The organism is Latilactobacillus parafuchuensis (assembly GCF_055271665.1).
The window spans coordinates 1,372,401-1,391,832 of record NZ_CM143875.1 but is presented as its reverse complement, the minus strand read 5'-3'; the positions used below and the strand labels follow the sequence as shown (position 1 = coordinate 1,391,832).

General features: G+C 39.5%; 15 protein-coding genes and 2 tRNA genes. 4 read left to right on the top strand and 13 right to left on the bottom strand.

Features of this window, described 5'->3' with window-relative positions; translation table 11 throughout:
• Positions 1-15 precede the first annotated feature (15 nt).
• From ACVPPQ_RS06835 to nagA, 5 genes are all read right to left on the bottom strand, one after another.
• Positions 16-1,041: an acyltransferase gene (locus ACVPPQ_RS06835; protein ID WP_463493534.1), complete on the bottom strand. Its 1,026-nt coding sequence runs from the start codon at positions 1,039-1,041 to the stop codon at positions 16-18.
• Between the two features lie 59 nt (positions 1,042-1,100).
• On the bottom strand, positions 1,101-4,058 hold the full coding sequence (locus tag ACVPPQ_RS06830; RefSeq protein WP_463493532.1) for an LTA synthase family protein: 2,958 nt from the start codon (positions 4,056-4,058) through the stop codon (positions 1,101-1,103).
• A 178-nt stretch (positions 4,059-4,236) separates the two neighbouring features.
• The gene (locus ACVPPQ_RS06825; protein ID WP_463493530.1) at positions 4,237-6,150 is read right to left on the bottom strand and encodes a peptidoglycan recognition protein family protein; all 1,914 of its coding nucleotides are present in this window, start codon (positions 6,148-6,150) and stop codon (positions 4,237-4,239) included.
• Positions 6,151-6,341: 191 nt separating this feature from the next.
• Entirely contained in the window at positions 6,342-7,043 is a 702-nt protein-coding gene (locus ACVPPQ_RS06820) for a GntR family transcriptional regulator (protein WP_463493528.1), read from the bottom strand.
• An 18-nt stretch (positions 7,044-7,061) separates the two neighbouring features.
• On the bottom strand, positions 7,062-8,201 hold the full coding sequence (gene nagA, locus ACVPPQ_RS06815) for an N-acetylglucosamine-6-phosphate deacetylase (protein WP_463493526.1): 1,140 nt from the start codon (positions 8,199-8,201) through the stop codon (positions 7,062-7,064).
• Positions 8,202-8,343: 142 nt separating this feature from the next.
• Between nagA and ACVPPQ_RS06810 the strand changes: the two genes are divergently transcribed.
• Together ACVPPQ_RS06810 and ACVPPQ_RS06805 are read left to right on the top strand one after the other, a co-directional pair.
• A complete protein-coding gene (locus tag ACVPPQ_RS06810) occupies positions 8,344-9,264 on the top strand; it encodes a Gfo/Idh/MocA family protein (protein ID WP_463493524.1) in 921 nt (306 codons plus the stop codon).
• A gap of 128 nt (positions 9,265-9,392) precedes the next feature.
• Positions 9,393-10,136, top strand: coding sequence for a bacteriochlorophyll 4-vinyl reductase (locus tag ACVPPQ_RS06805; RefSeq protein WP_463493522.1), 744 nt, complete (start codon positions 9,393-9,395; stop codon positions 10,134-10,136).
• A gap of 142 nt (positions 10,137-10,278) precedes the next feature.
• On the opposite strand, the gene proC is transcribed toward ACVPPQ_RS06805, so the two are convergent.
• The 7 genes from proC to ACVPPQ_RS06770 form a co-directional block, all read right to left on the bottom strand.
• Positions 10,279-11,091 carry a pyrroline-5-carboxylate reductase gene (proC, locus tag ACVPPQ_RS06800; protein ID WP_463493520.1) on the bottom strand — a complete coding sequence of 271 codons (813 nt, stop codon included), beginning with the start codon at positions 11,089-11,091 and terminating at the stop codon, positions 10,279-10,281.
• 140 nt (positions 11,092-11,231) lie between these two features.
• Positions 11,232-12,119 (bottom strand): PfkB family carbohydrate kinase, encoded by an 888-nt coding sequence (locus ACVPPQ_RS06795; protein ID WP_463493519.1) that lies wholly within the window; start codon positions 12,117-12,119, stop codon positions 11,232-11,234.
• Entirely contained in the window at positions 12,112-13,473 is a 1,362-nt protein-coding gene (locus tag ACVPPQ_RS06790) for a purine-cytosine permease family protein (protein WP_463493517.1), read from the bottom strand. The genes ACVPPQ_RS06795 and ACVPPQ_RS06790 overlap by 8 nt, the downstream gene beginning before the upstream one ends.
• A gap of 20 nt (positions 13,474-13,493) precedes the next feature.
• Positions 13,494-14,495 (bottom strand): ADP-ribosylglycohydrolase family protein, encoded by a 1,002-nt coding sequence (locus tag ACVPPQ_RS06785; protein WP_463493515.1) that lies wholly within the window; start codon positions 14,493-14,495, stop codon positions 13,494-13,496.
• 152 nt (positions 14,496-14,647) lie between these two features.
• Positions 14,648-14,719 (bottom strand) — tRNA-Gln (locus tag ACVPPQ_RS06780).
• 9 nt (positions 14,720-14,728) lie between these two features.
• Positions 14,729-14,809: transfer RNA gene (locus ACVPPQ_RS06775), tRNA-Tyr, on the bottom strand.
• Positions 14,810-14,933: 124 nt separating this feature from the next.
• Complete coding sequence (locus tag ACVPPQ_RS06770) at positions 14,934-16,394, bottom strand: peptide MFS transporter (protein ID WP_463493513.1); 1,461 nt, start codon at positions 16,392-16,394, stop codon at positions 14,934-14,936.
• 341 nt (positions 16,395-16,735) lie between these two features.
• On the opposite strand from ACVPPQ_RS06770, the gene ACVPPQ_RS06765 reads away from it, so the two are divergent.
• Complete coding sequence (locus tag ACVPPQ_RS06765) at positions 16,736-17,326, top strand: NUDIX hydrolase (RefSeq protein ID WP_463493511.1); 591 nt, start codon at positions 16,736-16,738, stop codon at positions 17,324-17,326.
• 60 nt (positions 17,327-17,386) lie between these two features.
• Here ACVPPQ_RS06765 and ACVPPQ_RS06760 read toward each other — a convergent pair whose 3' ends face one another.
• A complete protein-coding gene (locus tag ACVPPQ_RS06760; RefSeq protein ID WP_463493509.1) occupies positions 17,387-18,592 on the bottom strand; it encodes an MFS transporter in 1,206 nt (401 codons plus the stop codon).
• Positions 18,593-18,730: 138 nt separating this feature from the next.
• Here ACVPPQ_RS06760 and ACVPPQ_RS06755 point away from each other — a divergent pair, with 138 nt between their 5' ends.
• Positions 18,731-19,264 carry a PadR family transcriptional regulator gene (locus ACVPPQ_RS06755; RefSeq protein ID WP_106483453.1) on the top strand — a complete coding sequence of 178 codons (534 nt, stop codon included), beginning with the start codon at positions 18,731-18,733 and terminating at the stop codon, positions 19,262-19,264.
• Positions 19,265-19,432 lie beyond the last annotated feature (168 nt).

Genomic DNA, 19,432 nt, shown 5'->3' with positions numbered 1-19,432 from the left:
GCTTCCTCCCCACTTCTAGCTGTGTTTCATGCTCAGCAATACTCGCTCCAGCGGCCTAACGACCAATGAATCCAGAATGCTTGCCACTAGCAATGACCCAAAGTACGTCACGACTGCAATTCCTAATACATCAAATCCAACTTTTCCGAACTGAATTCTTGGCACAACAAGTAAAATCACCCACCCATGGCATAAATAAACGCCAAATGAATGTCGTGCAAAAAATGGGACTAATTTAGACTGGGCAGCCTGCATAATCATTTGACTATCGCGTAAGCCTAAATAAATTAATATTGCAAATAACATATAGAATGGTGATAAATCATGTAACCCCAGTACCTTAGCTTGTGGTAATTTAAGCGTGATTAAGACGTTAATCACTGGAATCCCGATAATCCCTAACCAAGTCCAACCCTTTGCTGGCAATCGCCAATTTTCGACTAAGCGACCTAAGATAAAATAGATTAACCAACCTGAAAATGGATAATTACTGATTCCGGTATTAATCTTAAATAATTTAAGGAGCCACAATCCAATTTGAATCATCATTAATACGACTATAAAATAGTGTTCTTCCAATCTGGTTAATTTATCTAACATTTTGGAAAGGAACGGTGCCGCAATCAAAAAAGCGATTAGCGGATACATAAACCAAAAATAATTTGTTCGATAATTTTGGAAAACATTAATAAAGAAATCGTAGAAAAACGAGCCGTTCGTTAATTGACCATTCAAATAACGACTCACTAGATAAAATATAAACTGATAAATCACTAACGGTAAGACAATCGTCACCGCTTTTTTTAAATAGTAACGCTGATAATCAGCCTTATGCTCACCACTAAAATGTAAGTTAAAATGACCACTCAACATGAAGAAAATTGGATTACAAATTAAAATGACTGTCTTCACTAATTCTTGAACGATTTGGTTCCCCAAACTAGGTTGGATTTGAACCATATCAATCGAATGAACAACAATCACCAACCCCATTGCAAAAATCCGCAACAAATCATACTGATACTCCCGCTTTTTCCCCAACATCCCTTAACCGTTCCCTTCTAATTCCCCAACGAATTATCTTATAAATTATCGGTGACCTATTTAAAAAAATTCGCTTTAACTGAATATTGGCCACCCGCAGTAATGTCATATTGAATCATTGTAAAATCTCGTAAAACTTTCTTTTGTGCCGAACTTAGTTTGGTCACTAATTTTCCGTCTTCATCAACAAATTGACCACCCGTATTATACGTATTGCTTGTATTACTGAATGAATTTAAAGACATTGCTGGTACTTTTTCATGAACTGCTAATAATAAATCAACATATGAGGTTAATTTAGCACCAGTTTGTTGATATAACATCGCGATAAAATCATTGGGACCAATATACTTAGTTGCCGTTTGTTTAACAGCTTGATTATGTTCTCGCCCGTATTTATTTGTATATATGAAATAATCAGTTTCATGTAATTCTAACCCGTATTGACTTAAATCATCACCGGAATAAATCCCTGGTAAGTGATCACCATACCAAACCCAAGTAATCGGTTTTTGAATCTTGTCGATTTTTTCTTTGAACGCCTTAACTGCCTTATCGGTATAGGCTAACCCTTGCGCATAATTTTCAGCCGACTTCTTAGCGCCTGGCGTATTAACGGCACTACCACTCACTTCATAATTAACGTGCGTATAAGCATCTTTATCGTATGGATAATGATTTTGCATCGTCACTAAATTAATAAATTGACCACTCTTTTTCTGATTAATCTGGTCTAAGGTATTTAGATAGGCCGTTTGATCTGACAAGTAAGGATTTTTATCAATTTTAGATTGATGTTTAATGGGCGTTGAACTCCCTAGATATGAAAAGGTGTTAAACCCAAATTTTTTATAAACAGCCTGACGATTATAATAAACCCCTGAATAAGGATGAATAGCACTCGCATAGCCGAATTGATTGGCAATCGTCGGATTACTCTTCAAACTAGTCACTAATTGTGAATACGGCGTTGGTAATGTTGGTGAGAAGTTACTCATTACAAAACCGGTTAACGTTTGATATTCCATATTAGCCGTACCGCCACCGTATCCAGAACTCATCATTAAGCCGGATGTCGTTGTTTTCTTCAACTGCCGGATATACGGCATTGGATCTTTACTAATTTCCAAGTTAGGCACTCGCGTTGGATCCGAGAAACTTTCACTTAAATTAAAAATAACGGTTTGATTTTTCATCGTTGTTTGACGTGTTTGATTGCTATTCTTAGCTGCCGCTTGATACGCTTTAACAATTTTTAGAACCGCCTGTTTCGAATAGCCTTTAGGTTTTTCCATGACGGTAACGTCTACGTTATTTAAGAATTGCAACAACGGTCCATTAGTCTGTGCCCCCACCAATTGATTGTAAAACATCGATTGATTGCCTACCGCACCAGATACGGATTGCACAACTGATCCTTGATGATTTAAAAAGAAACTCATTGATAGGAACAAAGCAGCCATAGCCGCTTTTACCAATTGTTTAACAACTGGTTCATTGCGCACTGGATGCTTTTTTTCTAACCAAAAAATCAACCCACACGCGAGAATAACAAGGATGACAAACGCAACGATTACGACCGGCGAAATCATCCCTAATAGACTTCCCAAAGCCGTAACCATCGATAGTTCAGATGGCAAGATAGGTTCTGATCTGACACCAATTTTGATCATATTGGCAACTGCAAAACCGAGCACAAAAAGATTGGTGATTATCAAACTAATCCAATAACGTCTGATGATTAGTTTTAACAACCAATAAATGGCAGTAATAATTAACGCATTGACAACAATAATCATAAATCGACTAAAGAAAGTATAGATAAAAATATTATATGAATCCCGGGTCGTCAAAGCGATACTAAGACTCGTATTCATCAATAACATCGACAGGCTTGCTAATACCAAAAAATTAATACCCGTTAATAATGGGATGCGTTTTTTCTTCAAAATCGCACCAATATCGTAGACTAATTGTTTGGGCGTCCGTTTCATCATCCATAACCACATTTTTTGTGGTGTATTATTTATTCTAGGTAGTATTCTTTGTAGGAGTAGGTTTAACAAAATACCAATTAAGACGATAATAACCGCTTCTGTTAGTGTACAGACTAATTTAAAAGCCCCATTAGTCGTTGTCAGTTTAGTGTTAAAGGCGGCTAATTGCTGATTAAATAATGTATTCGATTTAATCAACAACGCAAATAAAAGAATATAAACCGCTTCATGACTACTCTTTTTGAATACTGGTTCAAATAATTTAAAAATACTAATCGCCAAATAAATCGTTAATATCGACGTATAGGTTGAAAAACGAAGCGTTGTTGCTTGGCTTTTTGTAATCATATATGAAATATTCGACATCAACAGCATTAGACCAATTGAGCCACCAAACAAGCCCAACGTCCAACCAATCCATTTTTTAGTTGCTTGAGGCGTTGGATGGCGTTGAATAGTGATCCCAATCAACAGCATTAAAGCCACAAAAATAATGGAATTACCATTATTAAAACCAAAAATATCGTGATTAAAAAGTGTGGGCATTATCAATAGGCCAAACAAGCCTAATCTGAGGGTCTTTAAGTTGATTTGTTCAATTTTTTGACAAATTGGGGTTCTAAAAATTGACAGTAGCAGTACCCCAGTCACTGTTGGTTGTGCATTTCTTAGTATTGGAAAAAGTGCATCGTATAAATTCCCCATCCCATAAATCTTAAACATAACTGTCGTGGCAATCATCAGAATCAAACCTGTGACAAAAATATACGACCAATAATGAAAGAACCGAGACTCTTTCCATTTGGGCTTAGCCCATATGTATCCAATTAATATTAATAATATGTTGTTAATCGGTAAAATGCCAATTTTAACGATATTAAAAGCGGCCCAGATTGTATTCATTTTAGGCAACGCCATGAATGTGTAATCTAATTGAAATAAAAAGGTATAAAAGATCGTTATACTTGCGAAAATCCAAATTAATAGATTGCTAAAGAACTGTTTCTTCTTAATCATTCTTTTTTAAAACTCCTATCATTAGTCATTCTTTACATATCACTTTTAATATACCATTTATTCTACGAAACTTTAACGTCATTTTACTAATACTTATATTATTATAGAAATTATTATCTTCTAAATAGCACAAAAAAGGCGGTTCCCCCAGATTGGGAGAACCGACCCATTTAAAAGATTAACCCTTGACGGTATTATTAGAGAACCAATAATCAATAAAGTTCCCATTACCGGAAATATCATCGGTATAGCGTGAGATAATCTTCAAATATTTGCCTTTCATATTGGCTTTCAATGGTAGATTAAAATTAAATCCACTATTAGTAGCGTTATATAAGGTTGGATATTTCTTTTGAACATCACTCCGATTACCAATCCGACCGATTCGATAGCGACCTAATTCTCGATTATTGGCCGCATTCAAAACAATAATGTAGCTGTAGGGTTTGCCTAACGACAAATCACTAGCATGCCAACCGTGAGCGTATAACTTATTACCTTTTTTAATGGTATAAGCATCTAGCCAAGCTTTATTGGCCGCTTTTTTAGTTTGGTAAGAGCCAAACGTTTGTGACGCAACTTGACCATTTCCAGAGGCATCACTGGCATAACGGACGGTTAATTTAATCTTCTTACCCAATAATTGTTTGGTTAGTGGCACGTTGACGACAAAACCACTCTTAGCTGCACCTTGAATTTGTGGATATTTCTTAGCAACATCTGGCCGGTTGACCGTTGATAAACGATAACGACCGAGTTCGGCATTAGTGGCTGCATTTAAAACAACCAGATAACGATTGGGTTTATTAACAGATGCACTATCAGCATACCAACCTCTGACCGTCATCTTACTGTTAGTAAACTTAACACTATCCATACTTGAAGCCTTCGTAACAACTGGTTTAGGTTTACTTGGTATCTTAACCGCACCATGGAAAGCATAATCGACATAATTTGTACTCCCAAATGGATCAGAAGAATATCGTGAAATAATTCTAACAGTTTTCCCTTGTAAACTGCTATCCACAGGTATGTTGGCCGAGAAGCCACTGTTCAATGCATTAACCACGTTCGGGTATTTAGATTGAACATCTGCACGAGCGGACCGCCCTATCTTAATGCGCTTCAATTCTTTATTCGTAGTAGCGTCCATGATAAATAAATAACTATAAGGTTTATTAGCCGCTTCAGTCGCCGCATGCCAACCAGAAACATGGATATTCGTAGTTGAAGCTGATGCACCATCTAGCCAACCAGCATTCGTATTCATCTGTCCGTAATAATGTTGAACCATCGCGTAAAATTGATTCATATCGTAACCATATTTTGCAAAATAAGCATCTGGATCCGTATGGTCGGTCCCACCTAGATAGGTTGAAATATTACTGTGAGACCAAACAGTCCCAACGCCGTTATGCGCTTGAGCTAATGAGGGTGTTAAATTGTATTGATGTAATAAATAAGCTGTATACCACGCTGAATAACTAGTGGTTTTCGCGAAATCTTCAAAATTGCGCGCCGTTACCATTTCAAACTGTGTAAAATACTTATTGCCAACCGCACCACTGCCCCACGCACCATAACTGGTATTATGAATATTTAGAATTGTGCTAGCGTCTATGAATGTGTGAACAAAAGCTGATTGCCAACCACCATTGATTTCATAATTAGCTTCACTACGTGCACTGAAGTTAGTTGGATTATCCGTATAATGCACAGCAACCCCTGATGGTAACCCATCATCCGTTTTATAACCGAACATTTCAAACTGGTGTAATTCTTTGGTTACGTTTGGATGTTGATAATTTTTTTGTAAAATATAATTATTAATATTCGGATAGCTTGCTCTAGAGCGTGCGTATGGTGTGCCGGCACCCTCTTCAATTGGCATTCCGATATCATCATTCGTTGCGGTATTTTTTTCTGTCTCCGCCTTATTCGGCGTTGCTTCTTGAATATCTTGTTCAGTTAACTGTGCTTTCATTTGAGCTGGTGTTAACACTGTCGCGGCATCAACTTGGCCAGTTGCCAATAAACCAACTGTCGATAGCATTGCAGCCCCAATTAAAAGATGTATCCATATATTTTTCAAAATAAGTTCCCCCCGAAAATCTTTTCACATTATTAAAAATGTACCATAAATTAAGAAAAATTTAAACAGCTTATTTGAGGCTATTGACCATCAAGCCGTATAACCTTTCACATTTTCGCCAACAAAATAGCAGTTAACTCACAATACTCTGAGTTAACTGCCTTTTTATCGGACATTTGCCCTAATTGTGCCTATCTTTCCAAATAAAATTCAAATCGTTCGCCGACGTATTGGGTGCGGACGTATTCGAATGGTTCACCATTCGCTAAGAATGAGACTTGGCGCAATTTTAAGATGGAACCGTTGCGCTTGATATCTAGGAATTCAGCAATTCGTTCGGAGGCCAACTGGGCCGAAACCGTCTGTTGGGCACCACCGAGCTTGTAGTCGCCTTTTTCTTCCAACGTCTTGTAGAAAGACGTGGTAATCTCAGACTTGCTAAAATCGGCTACCACGCTTTGTGGGACGGTTGCGACTTCAAAACAAATTGGCACATTGTCGGCATAGCGAATTCGTTCCATCCGTAAAACTTGCTGACCCTCTTCAAGATGGAGCTTCTCGGCTTCACTCAATGACGGGTTAGCAATGTGAAACGAAATCGTCTTACTCGACGGTTGTTTGCCTTGGGCGGTCATTAGTTCCGTAAAACTCGTGACCCCGGACATTTTTTCTTGGACTTTCTGATTGGCAACGTACGTACCAGCGCCAATTCGTCGTTCCAAAATGCCTTCATCCACCAAGGTTTGAACCGCTTGTCGCAAGGTCATTCGCGACACTTCAAAGTTTAAAGCCAGTTCTCGTTCAGAGGGAATTCTGTCGCCAATCGACCACTTGCCGGCTTCAATATCCTTTTTGATCTGATTATGAATTTGAATATAAACAGGTGATTCCATGGGACACACTCCTATTAATTAATGTTGGTAACCATTGCCGTAGCTATAAGTTGCCACAAGATTTTGATTTTGATCTAAAACGTTCATGTCGGCATCACGGCCTACTTCAAGTTTACCTTTTTGTGTTAAGCCGAATTCTTCAGCTTGGTTGGTACTCGACATCATGACTGCTTCAAAGATACCACAACCAGTGAAACGTTGCATGTTTTTAAAAGCGTCGATGAACATTAGAACGGAACCTGCTAAAGTGCCATCTTCAAGACGTGCTTGTTTGTCTTTGACAATCACTTTTTGGCCGCCAAGTTCACTTTCGCCTTCTGGCATCCCTTTTGAACGCATGGCATCAGTCACGAGATCGATTCGCTCTGCCCCTTTTTGTTCGTAAGCTAATTTAATCATATCAGGCACAATATGGAAACCATCGGTGATTAATTCAGCGTACATGTTGTCTTCCAACATTGCATGGCCAGTGACACCAGGTTCGCGATGTTTGAATTCACGTTGGGCATTGTATAAATGCGTCACGTGAGTTGCTTTACTGTCCAACATTTGTTCCCGAGTGGCGTTACTATGACCGACTGAAGGCACGATGTTATGTGCTAAACAATAGTCTTCAAACGCTTTTGAACCAGGATCTTCAGGTGCGTATGTAATTAAGCGAACCCGGTTACCTGATAATTGATTCCATTGATCCAACAAATCAACGTCTGGATCTTTAATGTATTTTTCAGGTTGGGCCCCTTTAAAACTTGGTGAAATAAAAGGCCCTTCCAAATGAACACCCTTGATTAATGGGTTCTTTTCAGCCGCTTCTTTAACCCCGCGCATGGCGTTGGCAATGTTATCGTTTGATTGCGTCATAGTTGTTGCAAATAAGGTTGTGACCCCTTCATGTTGCATCATCTTAGTGGCCATTTCGTCGATTTGTTGTGCATCACCGTCCATGGCGTCAAAACCATAACCGCCGTGACAATGGACATCGATAAAACCAGGGACAAGCGTTTGGCCTTTCATATCTTGGATTGTTTCGCCAGCTTGTGCTTTATAATCAAACATTGGTCCAACAGCTAAAATTTTGTCATCAAAACGGATGTAACCATCTTCAATCACTTCATCACCCGTATAGATTACCGCATGTTTTAGAACTTTTACTGTCATTTTTCATCCACCTTTATCTAATTGATAATTCCAGTATAACTGGTATAGACCAAAAAATCAAGGGCTGCTATTGGAATATTTAAACCGTTTTCTTTAAAATTTGTTACACTTAGGCTATCAACAATTAATGGAGGACTATTCAATGTTAAAGATTGGTGTGCTTGGTTTAGGCAACATCGCGCAAAAAGCGTATTTGCCGGTAATGGCTCAAATGCAAGACCGGGTTGACTGGTATTTATGTACGCGTCAACCGGCTAAATTAGCCCAATTACAAGCCCAATATCATTTTTCCCACGCGACCGATTCAATCGATGACCTACTAACAAGTCATTTAGACGCACTCTTTATCCACACCCCGACACCCACTCATTACGCGCTCGTGCGCCAGGCGTTGGAAAACGGCTTACACGTTTTTATCGACAAACCGTTGAGCGAAAAACCATTTGAAGTCGCCGCTTTATACCAACTTGCTAAGCAACAAAACCGGTTATTAATGGTTGGTTTTAATCGACGTTTTGCCCCCATGATCCAACAATTAGCGGCACTGCCTGCTAAGCATTTAATCGAGGTCACTAAAACCCGCGTTGATACGTTACAAGCTACACCATTTGCGATTTATGATCTAATGATTCATCCCCTAGACACCGCACTCTATCTGGCTGGCGATATCGGGCTCGATTATCAAGTCCATACCTATTGTCAACAGACCGATCATCACGAACTACTTTTAGCGCGCATCCAACTTGAAACGCCGCATCAATTGATCACCGTGACGTTGGATATGCAAAGTGGCACCAATCAAGAAATCGCGACCGTCCACACGCCAACCGGTCGTCACACGGTCAACAATTTAACCGAGCTGGTTCACCAACAAGTAACTGGTCAACAGCTTGAAACTGTCGCCGATTGGATACCGACGCTGACCAATCGTGGTTTTGCGCCCATGATTGACGCGTTTATTAGTGCGATTGAAAATGACCAACCCTCACCGGTCTCGACGGCCAGCAGTCGATTAAGCCATGAATTATGTCAACAGATTATAGCAGATATCCCGACATTATAATATTGGAACCACCAATTGAGCTAAATTCAGTATTTAATATCTATATAAAAAATAAATATTAAATAACACTAGTACTAAGCTATACTTAAGTCATCTTAAAATTTCGAGTAGAAAGGATATTCTCTACTATGTCAGAATCAACAGCTCTAAGTCTCACCAAACTGATAGAAAATCCTATAGTACATGTCAACCGAACTGATTTCTTAGCTAAATTATATGACGTTAGTGAGACTGATATTCGACTAAATCACTATTCAATTGATTTCACAGAACGTAAACGTTTGGCTAAAAAAAGGATTAATTGGAATGTTAATCAAAGTGCAATGGCTTCAACACTTACTGGTATTCCAGGTGGAATTACTCTTGCTGCAACCATTCCTGCTGATATTCTTCAAAATATGATGTTTTCGTTAAGACTCGTTCAAGAACTAGCCTATATCTATGACTACGACGATGTTATTAACAAAGATGGCATGCTTGATATCGATGGCGTTATTGTTTTTTTAGGTATCATGGTAAGCGCTCAGGGTGCTGGATCATTGCTACGGGTAATCAGCTCTAATGGGGCTAAGTATACTGTAAAAAAAATTGGTCAAACTGCCTTGACCAAAACGATGTGGTACCCGTTACTTAAAAAGATATATCCATTCGTAACCGGTAGAATGCTGACAAAAGCTGGTCTCGCTAAAGGTGCTACAAAAGTAATCCCTATTCTTGGAGGTGTTGCTTCTGGTGGAATTACGTATATCACAATGACTAAATCAGCTACTCGCTTGAACACTGAACTGCTCAAGGGGTATGGGAACCAATACTCCAAAAAAGACTTTGACCAGGATATCAAGATTATTAATGCCCAATTTGAAGAACTTTGATTGGCTAAATATTTTCACTATCCGATTAATTTCCAATGCTACTTAATAATAAAAACACCTGGACGGTTGATAATTAACCGTCCAGGTGTTTTTGTCGTACCCTTAAAATAGTCAAACTAACACGATTCCGAAACTAAACAGCTCAGTCGCGCTCTTGATTTTCTAAGTCCTTTGCGATTGTTGCGTCGATGCCTTTGACGACGGCGGTCATTAGGCCGGCTTCTTCCATTGCTAATAGACCGGCGACGGTTGTGCCACCTGGTGATGAGACTTGGTCGACTAAATCCCATGGTGAATCATCACTCATCAAGACGTTTTGGGCACTGCCTAAGACGGCTTGGGCCGCAATTTCAGTGGCAGCATCCTTTTTCAAACCATGTTTAACACCGGCACGCGCCATCGCGTCGATAAATAAATAAACAAAAGCGGGTGAACTCCCAGCTAAGGCGCTGAACGTTGTGAAATCTTTTTCCCCGATTTCAACGACACCCCCTAATTGGGCTAGAATCACTTTAACGTCTGCTAATTGATCAGTCGTCACTTGCGTATTGCCAACCACCGCTGTGATGCCAGCTTGATTCGCCACGTTGACGTTCGGCATAATTCTGAGGATTGGTAAATCTGATTGACCGACTTGTTCGGCTAATTTGGCTAATGATAATCCTGCAGCGACCGAGACCATCACTGTTTTGTGCGCTTTGAAGGCCGCAGCCGTTTCTTCGAGGACTTGAGGGACAATGTACGGTTTAACCGCTAGAAAAACAATATCGGCTTCCGCCACCAAAGTCGCATTGTCCGCAACCGGTGTTAATTGATATTCTTTTGCGACAGCTTCATAAGTCGTGGCGTGTGCACTATGGACCAAAATATCAGTTGATGTTATTTTTTGAGCCTTAATCAACCCTTTAATCATCGCTTGTGCCATATTGCCGACACCAATAAACCCAATTTTCATAAGTGCACCTCTTCCTTTATTTCTTTCAAAGGATAACGAACTAGCCTTATAAAGTCAACTATTTAACCACCCATACCAGTTTTTTCAGATTCTAAACGACACAAAAATATAAAATCATGACTCACAATCCAACTCAGTTATTAATTCAACAACAGATTACCGCTTTCTTGTGCAACCACAATTGCTGCGAGATGATTAGCGTATTCAATTGCCAACCTGAGGCTCGCGCCGTTACAAAGTGCATGTAGCATCCCACCACAGTGTGTATCTCCTGCACCAATCGTATTAAGTACTTCGACTTCCTCAGCTGGTATAATACCAGAATCATTTTTAGTTATAAAATACGTCCCCTGGCTCCCCAACGTCACGATGATTGGACTTTGAGTGCTATTAAAAAGAGCAGTTGCCATTTCCTGAATAGTCCCCTTAAAACCCGCTAGAAATTCGATTTCATCTTGATTGCAATGAATCAACAGATTAGCCGTATTCAATACTAAATTAAGTGTGGCTTTCTTTAAATACTTAATTCTCGGCGAAGCATCAAAAATAATCCATGAATTGGTTCGTCTCTTCTCCAATTCATTCAAAATTAAGGTAGCATTCGATTCAGATTCAACCTGATAACCACTCAAATAAAAATACTGATAATCCGCCAAATTAATTTTTGTAAACCACTCTTTTTGAACTTGACTATCTATTCCCGAAATTGTCAAAAAACTACGTTCCCCATTGGGTTCTACTAAACAAATATCCCAACCATTATCATCACCGTTAATCAGTAACGGGCTTGTGATATTGAGCCGTTTAAACTCGTTTTGAATAATATCGGCATAAGTCCCTTCGCCTACTGGTACAAACAAATCGGCTGCTCCTTGCGCATACTGGATTGCCCCAAAAGTATTAAAGGCCGAACCGCCAATATTAGTTGCTTGAAGATCCCCAAGAACATCCCCACCAGAATCGGGTAATTGTGGCACATTAATGATTACATCTACGAATACTTCACCCATGATTAATGCTTTATCCATAATTTTTCTCCTTTTTAGGGCGTAGCACGTTAACAATCATCATACAAATAATTGCTGCTATCGCGGAAACAAATACGCCTAAACTATTATCTTTAAAAATACCATGGGCGAACGGGCCCGTCCAAATTGCATTATTTGTAAAAAGAAATCCTGTAATTGTGGCAATAATCCAAGCAACAATCCCACCAATATTATACTTAACGGGCGAAGTCATTATGATTAAAGACTCAGCATAACCCTCCTTTCTAAACATCTGACTATCACACAGAAAAATTGCTACCCAGCTTGCTAAACAAATCCCCAAGAAATTTAAGTACAATTCAAAATTACTTAAAAAATCTCCTGAAATAAACAAGACATATATTGGAATGACAATGACGATAGTCCCATGTAACCCAAGAGATGCTTTTTGAGAAATATTGATTCCGATTGTTGCCAAGTTTATTTTTGCAGATCTTAAAGATACGATACATTGTGGAATAAGTCCCCCAGCCGCAACCAAGAAATACATCGGTCCAATCCAACTTGGTAAAGCCGAATACATCACATCAAATGGATTACTTGCTGAAGAGAGCCCCGGTTCAATCGTACTAAGCAAAATACCACCAACCATCAGAACAAACAGTGGTAGTGCGCCTCCCATAGCTGTATTCCAAAAAGTAGCGCTTGGTTTAGTCTTGGGCTTTACGTAGGCCCCCCAATCTGCAGCCGCCATCGACCACGAAATACCAGAACCGGCTGCAACAATGCTAACGGCTGGCAGAAACCCCTTAAACCAACTACCTGAAGGTGAATTAATCGCCTGGTGCCAATCAGCCTGAACTAAGAAAATAAGTAGAATAACGGCCGTCAACAAACCAAAAACCCAGCTTAACCAAGTTTGTATTTTAGCTAACGTTTTTTCATTCAACAGACCTGATAACACCACAACGCCACCGAAAATTAAAATGGCTATCGCTGTATTCATACCATTTTTTCTAAGATTAAATATTCTAAACAAAGACAATAACAATAAGGTCCCGGTAATAATGTTAACCGCTAACCAACCGACCATGTTGATCCAAGCAATCAAATTTGGAATTTTATTACCATATATCCCATAAGCTGCTCGACTCAACTTAAACGTGGTTACTCCCTCTTTTTGACCAATCATTGCGACCCATCCAGGAATTAAGAATGATAGCGACCCAATGAAGGCCGCTAAAATTGCTTGTACAAACGATAATTGATAACTAACAATGATTGCCCCATAGACAAATCCCATGATTCCAACATTAGCTGCAAACCAATTATAAAATAATTTACCAGGTGTTAATGTTTTATCGCGCTCTGGTACTCTGATTTCTTCATCCATTCATAATCATCCTTTTTACATTATTTTTTTATAAAGGCACTCATTTTTTCAGCATAGTTATAAAAGTGATGTTCTGGATTTTTCCGATCTATAATGTCAATCCATTCTTGATCAATCGTATGATACCCCTGTTTAGCACCGCAAATAGCAGTTGCCATGGCGCCGATAGTATCCGTATCACCACCTAAGTTTGCCGAAAGAAGTGCACATTTTTTGACATCTTTTGCATAGTAGGCCATTGCAACCGCTGTAGGAATACTCTCAGAAATCATCGTTCCAGTACCAATCAAATTATAGATAGCGGTACAAAAGGCCGTATCATTATTACTAAATTTATGAGCAAGCTCGATTCCAAGAATAACTCGATCGTGATTTTTCGCAGCCCAAGTCGGAGTGCCCATCTTCAATCCCCTGTCGTTCGCGTCTAAAGCATGCTTGATTATCCCATCCCAGGAGAAATCAGCAATTGCGCCGCTAACGGCCCCTGCAATCATTGATGCCCCGCTAATCGCAACGTCGCTAGAATGCGTTATCTTAGTCACTTCGTAGACCATCTGCACTAGCGCATCAAGTTCTTCAGGTCGATATAAAACCCCAATTGGCGCAATTCTCATCCCTGCCCCATTCGTTAAAGCTTTATCCGTAATATTGCTAGGATTATCACCATTTTTAATTGCCATTAATGCAGCCTTACTACTGGGACCTAGAATATTATGATTCCATGCACCGACTTCGTTCGCCCATTTCATAATATGCGCCACCAAATTATGGCTATCGGGTTGCCAATCAGTTTCAATCAAAGAATCCAATATTGCTAATGCTTGATTTGTATCATCTGTATACTGACCATATGTAAAATTAACAGCAACATCATTATTGGCCGGACCATCCAAAAATTGAGTTATCTTACCCTTAAATTGTTTTTTTATTTGTTCGACTGGCCATAGTTCCGATGGCATCCCCATCGCATCACCAATCGCTTGCCCATATAAAGTCCCGAGTATCCTGTCTACCGTATCCATTATCAGTTTCCCCCACGTCTAAATATTTTTTATCAGTGAACGTTCAATCTCGATCACCCAATCAAGTTAACCGCTTTCATTATATTTCAAATAAATAAAAAGCTTGTTCTATCAACATTTTACTGTCTCAAAACAAGCTTCTTATACATTGATTGGGCTAGCTGGATTCGAACCAACGCATGACAGGATCAAAACCTGTTGCCTTACCGCTTGGCCATAGCCCAATAAAAAAATGGAGGAGAGTGGATTCGAACCACCGAACCCGAAGGAGCGGATTTACAGTCCGCCGCGTTTAGCCTCTTCGCTACTCCTCCATAAGTTGTATCTCATCGATTCAACTATATTATCTTACAAAATTCTGGGCCTAATTGCAACCCTAAAATGCAAAAAAAATCTTGATTATGTATAAATAATCAAGATTTTTTAATATTAATCGACTTAGTCGACACCTTCCATTAACTTGTGAATTGGTTTCACGAAGAAAATGAGAATGATCCCGAAGATTGCACTAACAATCCCGATGCCTAAGAAGTATTTAATTTCAGTTTGTGGTGAATATAAACGAACGAGTTGTGCATTAATCGCTTGGCCCGCAGCATCCGCTAAGAACCACATACTCATCATTTGAGACTTGAATGCTTTTGGTGCTAATTTAGTGGTAATCGAAAGGCCAATCGGTGAAATTAACATTTCAGCGATTTCAACGATGAACCATGATCCGATTAACCAGAAAGGACTAACTCGACCAGCGGTTCCGTGTAATAAACCAGGTAAAGACATAACCATGTATGACACACCGGCAAAGATTAAACCAACCGCGAATTTACCAGGCGCAGAAGGTTGTTTCTTCCAAGTACTCCACAACCAAACGAAGAATGGTGTTAATAACATGATGAAGAATGGATTTAAGGATTGGAAAGTTGCGGCAGCTAAATGCCAGCTTCCAATGTGTAGGACAGTTCGATCTTCAGCAAACAAGGCTAAAACGACTGAACCAGATTCTTCAATTCCCCAGAAAATAGCAGCGGCGATGAAGAGTGGAATATACGCCATAACACGTGAACGTTCTTTTTTAGTGACTTTTTGACTTGATAACATTCGTGAGAAATAGATAACGGGTAACGCAATGGCTACAATTGAGATGGCCAACACGATATTATCAATATTTAAATGACCAGTGAATTGTAACGCAAGCACCGCAATGATAATCACAATGACACCAATCACGATTTTACGAATAACGCTCTTCAATTCAGCACTCGCAATGGGATCATTTGCTTTTGAGTTTTCTTTACTAAATTGAGTCCGACCACGCCAATATTGAATTAAACCAAAGAACATCCCAACGGCGGCTAATGAGAACCCAAGATGGAAGTTCATTGACATCCCAACGGCCCCAACTAAGATTGGTGCTATAAATGACCCTAAGTTAATCCCGAAGACGAACATACTGAACCCAGCATCCCGACGACGATCAGTTTCACTATAGAGACTGCCGACCATTTCAGAAACATTTGGTTTTAATAACCCAGTCCCCGCCACAATCAAAGCAATTGAGATAAACAAAGCAGTTGCGCCCATCGGAATCGATAGGACAATGTGGCCCAACATGATGAGGACCCCACCAATGAAGACCGTTTTAAAACTGCCCCAGACACGATCACTCAACCAACCACCAACAACACTGGCTAAGTAAACCAGTGAACCGTAAATGGCCATGACTGACATTGCCGTCGTCTTATCAAAACCAAGACCACCTTTATCTAACGCAAAATACATATAGAATAGTAAAATCGCACGCATCCCGTAATAACTGAATCGTTCCCACATTTCTGTGAAGAATAACGTCGATAGGCCATGCGGTTGACCAAAGAATGTTTTTTCGTGTTTCTTTTCCATTATAAATACCCCACCTAATACTTTGTTATTTTTGGAAACTAAGAATCTGATAGCGACTGTAAAAATAGCCTATTCTAACCACTAGAATTTCGCTATCCAAGAACTTTCTTATCATTTGCTTAGAATCTATAAATGCCATTATAATCTTATTTTAATCTTAAATCAATTATTTTTTCAATAAAATGCTTGATTCTATTATCATTTACATTATTTTTTTCAAAATTACTTCATATTAATCCAATTAACTAACTAAACTAACTGATAATTAAGTTAGTATTCCCATCTATTTTTAATTAACGGTTTTCAGTGTACAATATGTGATAGAAAGTAGGTAAAAATGAATGACCCCTTTTAAATTACTCACCCTTGAAAACCAATTAACCGATCGCTGGCTCAACTATTACGAAGCCACGTATCAAAATCTTGATCAACAACTCATTCGTTACCATTTTGTCAGTCGCCAAGCTGACCTGACCGTCAACACTTTAAAACAACCTTTAAAAGCGGCGGCGGTCGGCATCTTTTGTTTGAACCAAGATGCCAGTCAAGTTCTCCTCGTCAAACAGTTCCGTTTACCACTCAACGACTACATCTATGGTAGTCCAGCTGGTTTAATTGATCCCGGCGAAACCGTTGCGCAAACGATTCAGCGTGAAATTCAAGAAGAAACCGGTTATCAACACGTTATGGTTCAACAAATCTTTAAACCCAGTTATTCGACGCCCGGGATTACCGATGGTGCCATCACTCAGGCTATTTGTGTGATTACCGATGCAACTCCCGGAAAAGCTCATTTAGAAGCCGCAGAAGCCCTTGATGCCGTTTGGGTCGATCGTCAAACCGCCCAATCTATTTTGGACCATGAAAAAGTTTCTGGTCGAACTCAATTGCTCCTTTGGCAATGGGTTAATCACGGCCTAATGCTGCATTAACCATTAAAACGCGTCACGAATCAATTAGCTGATTCGTGACGCGTTTTTAATTAAACATGATTAACGGACCATCTTTTTATTAGCCGTCGTCAATTCTTTATCCACTTCTTCAAGCGTTTCAAAATACCGTCGATTCTTAATCACAAAAATAAAACAGATTAGAATCATTAACGCCGCAAAATAAAAAGTCCAATGCGCGCTCCAATGCTCAGCAATTTTCCCCGCAACAAACGGTGCAATTGCCCCACCGGTAAACCGGATAAAACTATAAGCTGATGAAGCCACGCTACGTTCAATGGCATCATTTTCCATCGCAACGGTTGTCAATAAAGTGTTAACTAAACCTTGGAAGAAACCGGCCACAATCACGCCAGCTGCTACTAAAACTGGTTGGTCGGCATTAATCCCAATGACGATCAGACAAATCAGAAAAAGCCCTAATCCGACTAACAACGCGACCAATGTATTGGTCATCCGTTCGAGGAAGGGTGCCACAAAGACGGATGCCATGGCCAATAGCGCGCCCCAACCAAAGAAGACGAGCCCGACTTGCATCGCCGTTAAACCGACTAATAAAAATGGCGCGTACGCAAGAATTGTAAAAAAGCCAAAGTTATATAATAATGCAATGATCCCAACTGACCGTAATTTATGATTTTTTAACGCCCGCGCACCGTCAAAAAAGCGCGCTTTTTTCTTTGCTTTAGCGATTGGTTCCAACATCACCGTAATCGCAATCGCGGCAATCGTCATTAAAATTGCCACGCCATAAAACGGAAAACGCCAAGATAAACTGCCCAACACACCACCGACTAACGGTCCAATCGCCATCCCAACGCCCATCGAAGCTTCATACAAAATGATTGCTTTTTCGGACTCATCTGACATGACTGCGATAATTGCGGATAACGCCGTCGATAAGAATAACGCATTACCTAATCCCCAACCAGCTCGCAAAGCGATCAGCTGGGTAATCGTTTGTGAACGTCCCGCTAACGCTGAGAATATCACGATAATGATTAAACCAACACTGATCGTTTTTTTAGCCCCGATTCGAGTCGCAATGAACCCTGTAAATAACATGATGATTCCGGTCACTAGCATGTAACTCGTGAATAATAATGTGGTTTGCGCGGGTGTCGCATTTAATTTAACCGCAATCGTCTTTAGAATTGGATCCACCAATCCAATGCCCATGAAGGCGACCATACACGTGAACGCAACTGCATAAGCCGATTTTAACCCCTTATTTTTGTGTGCTGCCATTAATTCATCACTCACTCTCTTTTTGCCTAATTTACACCATTTTACATAACCTGTCAATAATGACACTAAATAATGACATGATTTAGCAAAATAAACATGGTATACTGATAATAATCAATCGATTAGAGGACGAATTTCATGAATACACTTAGTTACATTTTACTATGCATGTTAGTCCGTAAACCCTGTAGTGGTTACGAATTAAAACAATATTTAACCCTTTTTTGGGAATCTCATCATAGCCAAATTTATACCGCACTCGGGAAACTCCACGAACAAGGCTACGTCACTGTGGAAAATGATGCCACTCACAAACAGAAAAAGATTTATCATCTAACTGAAACTGGAAAAGCAATCGTTGCCGAATGGTTAGTCGAAGAAAACAAGGCCCCATCACAACGCGATGAATTCTTAGCCAAAGTATACGTGATTGCCTTAATGGATCATCAACAGGCCACCGAATTACTACAAGATCGGTTACAACACTATCGGAAAATGGTAAAAAAGTACGAACAAAAAACCGAAGAATACGACGCTATTACGGATACAATTGAAAAAGAACGCAACTTAGGCCGCTACCTAATCTTAGAGCGACGGCTCATCATGTGCACCGCAGAAGTCGAGTGGTGTGTCTGGGCCCAATCAACCATCGACCAGCTAAATACCAACTAAAAAAGATACGGTTCGCGTCAACTGGTGTTTGGCTTGAAAATAGCCATTAATAAAAGCACCCAATAATCCAAATAAAAAGCGTTATTATATTTTAGAATTCTCCACTCTGATTTTACTTAACCAAAATTATTGTTACTAAAAAAACCATAATCATGATATATCAATGAT

Coding starts and splice junctions, on each gene's coding strand:
- ACVPPQ_RS06755 (WP_106483453.1), top strand. CDS start 18,731: ATGAATACACTTAGTTACATTTTACTATGCATGTTAGTCCGTAAACCC.
- ACVPPQ_RS06830 (WP_463493532.1), bottom strand. CDS start 4,058: ATGATTAAGAAGAAACAGTTCTTTAGCAATCTATTAATTTGGATTTTC.
- ACVPPQ_RS06770 (WP_463493513.1), bottom strand. CDS start 16,394: ATGGAAAAGAAACACGAAAAAACATTCTTTGGTCAACCGCATGGCCTA.
- ACVPPQ_RS06805 (WP_463493522.1), top strand. CDS start 9,393: ATGTCAGAATCAACAGCTCTAAGTCTCACCAAACTGATAGAAAATCCT.
- ACVPPQ_RS06810 (WP_463493524.1), top strand. CDS start 8,344: ATGTTAAAGATTGGTGTGCTTGGTTTAGGCAACATCGCGCAAAAAGCG.
- proC (WP_463493520.1), bottom strand. CDS start 11,091: ATGAAAATTGGGTTTATTGGTGTCGGCAATATGGCACAAGCGATGATT.
- ACVPPQ_RS06760 (WP_463493509.1), bottom strand. CDS start 18,592: ATGGCAGCACACAAAAATAAGGGGTTAAAATCGGCTTATGCAGTTGCG.
- ACVPPQ_RS06795 (WP_463493519.1), bottom strand. CDS start 12,119: ATGGATAAAGCATTAATCATGGGTGAAGTATTCGTAGATGTAATCATT.
- ACVPPQ_RS06785 (WP_463493515.1), bottom strand. CDS start 14,495: ATGGATACGGTAGACAGGATACTCGGGACTTTATATGGGCAAGCGATT.
- ACVPPQ_RS06765 (WP_463493511.1), top strand. CDS start 16,736: ATGACCCCTTTTAAATTACTCACCCTTGAAAACCAATTAACCGATCGC.
- ACVPPQ_RS06820 (WP_463493528.1), bottom strand. CDS start 7,043: ATGGAATCACCTGTTTATATTCAAATTCATAATCAGATCAAAAAGGAT.
- nagA (WP_463493526.1), bottom strand. CDS start 8,201: ATGACAGTAAAAGTTCTAAAACATGCGGTAATCTATACGGGTGATGAA.
- ACVPPQ_RS06790 (WP_463493517.1), bottom strand. CDS start 13,473: ATGGATGAAGAAATCAGAGTACCAGAGCGCGATAAAACATTAACACCT.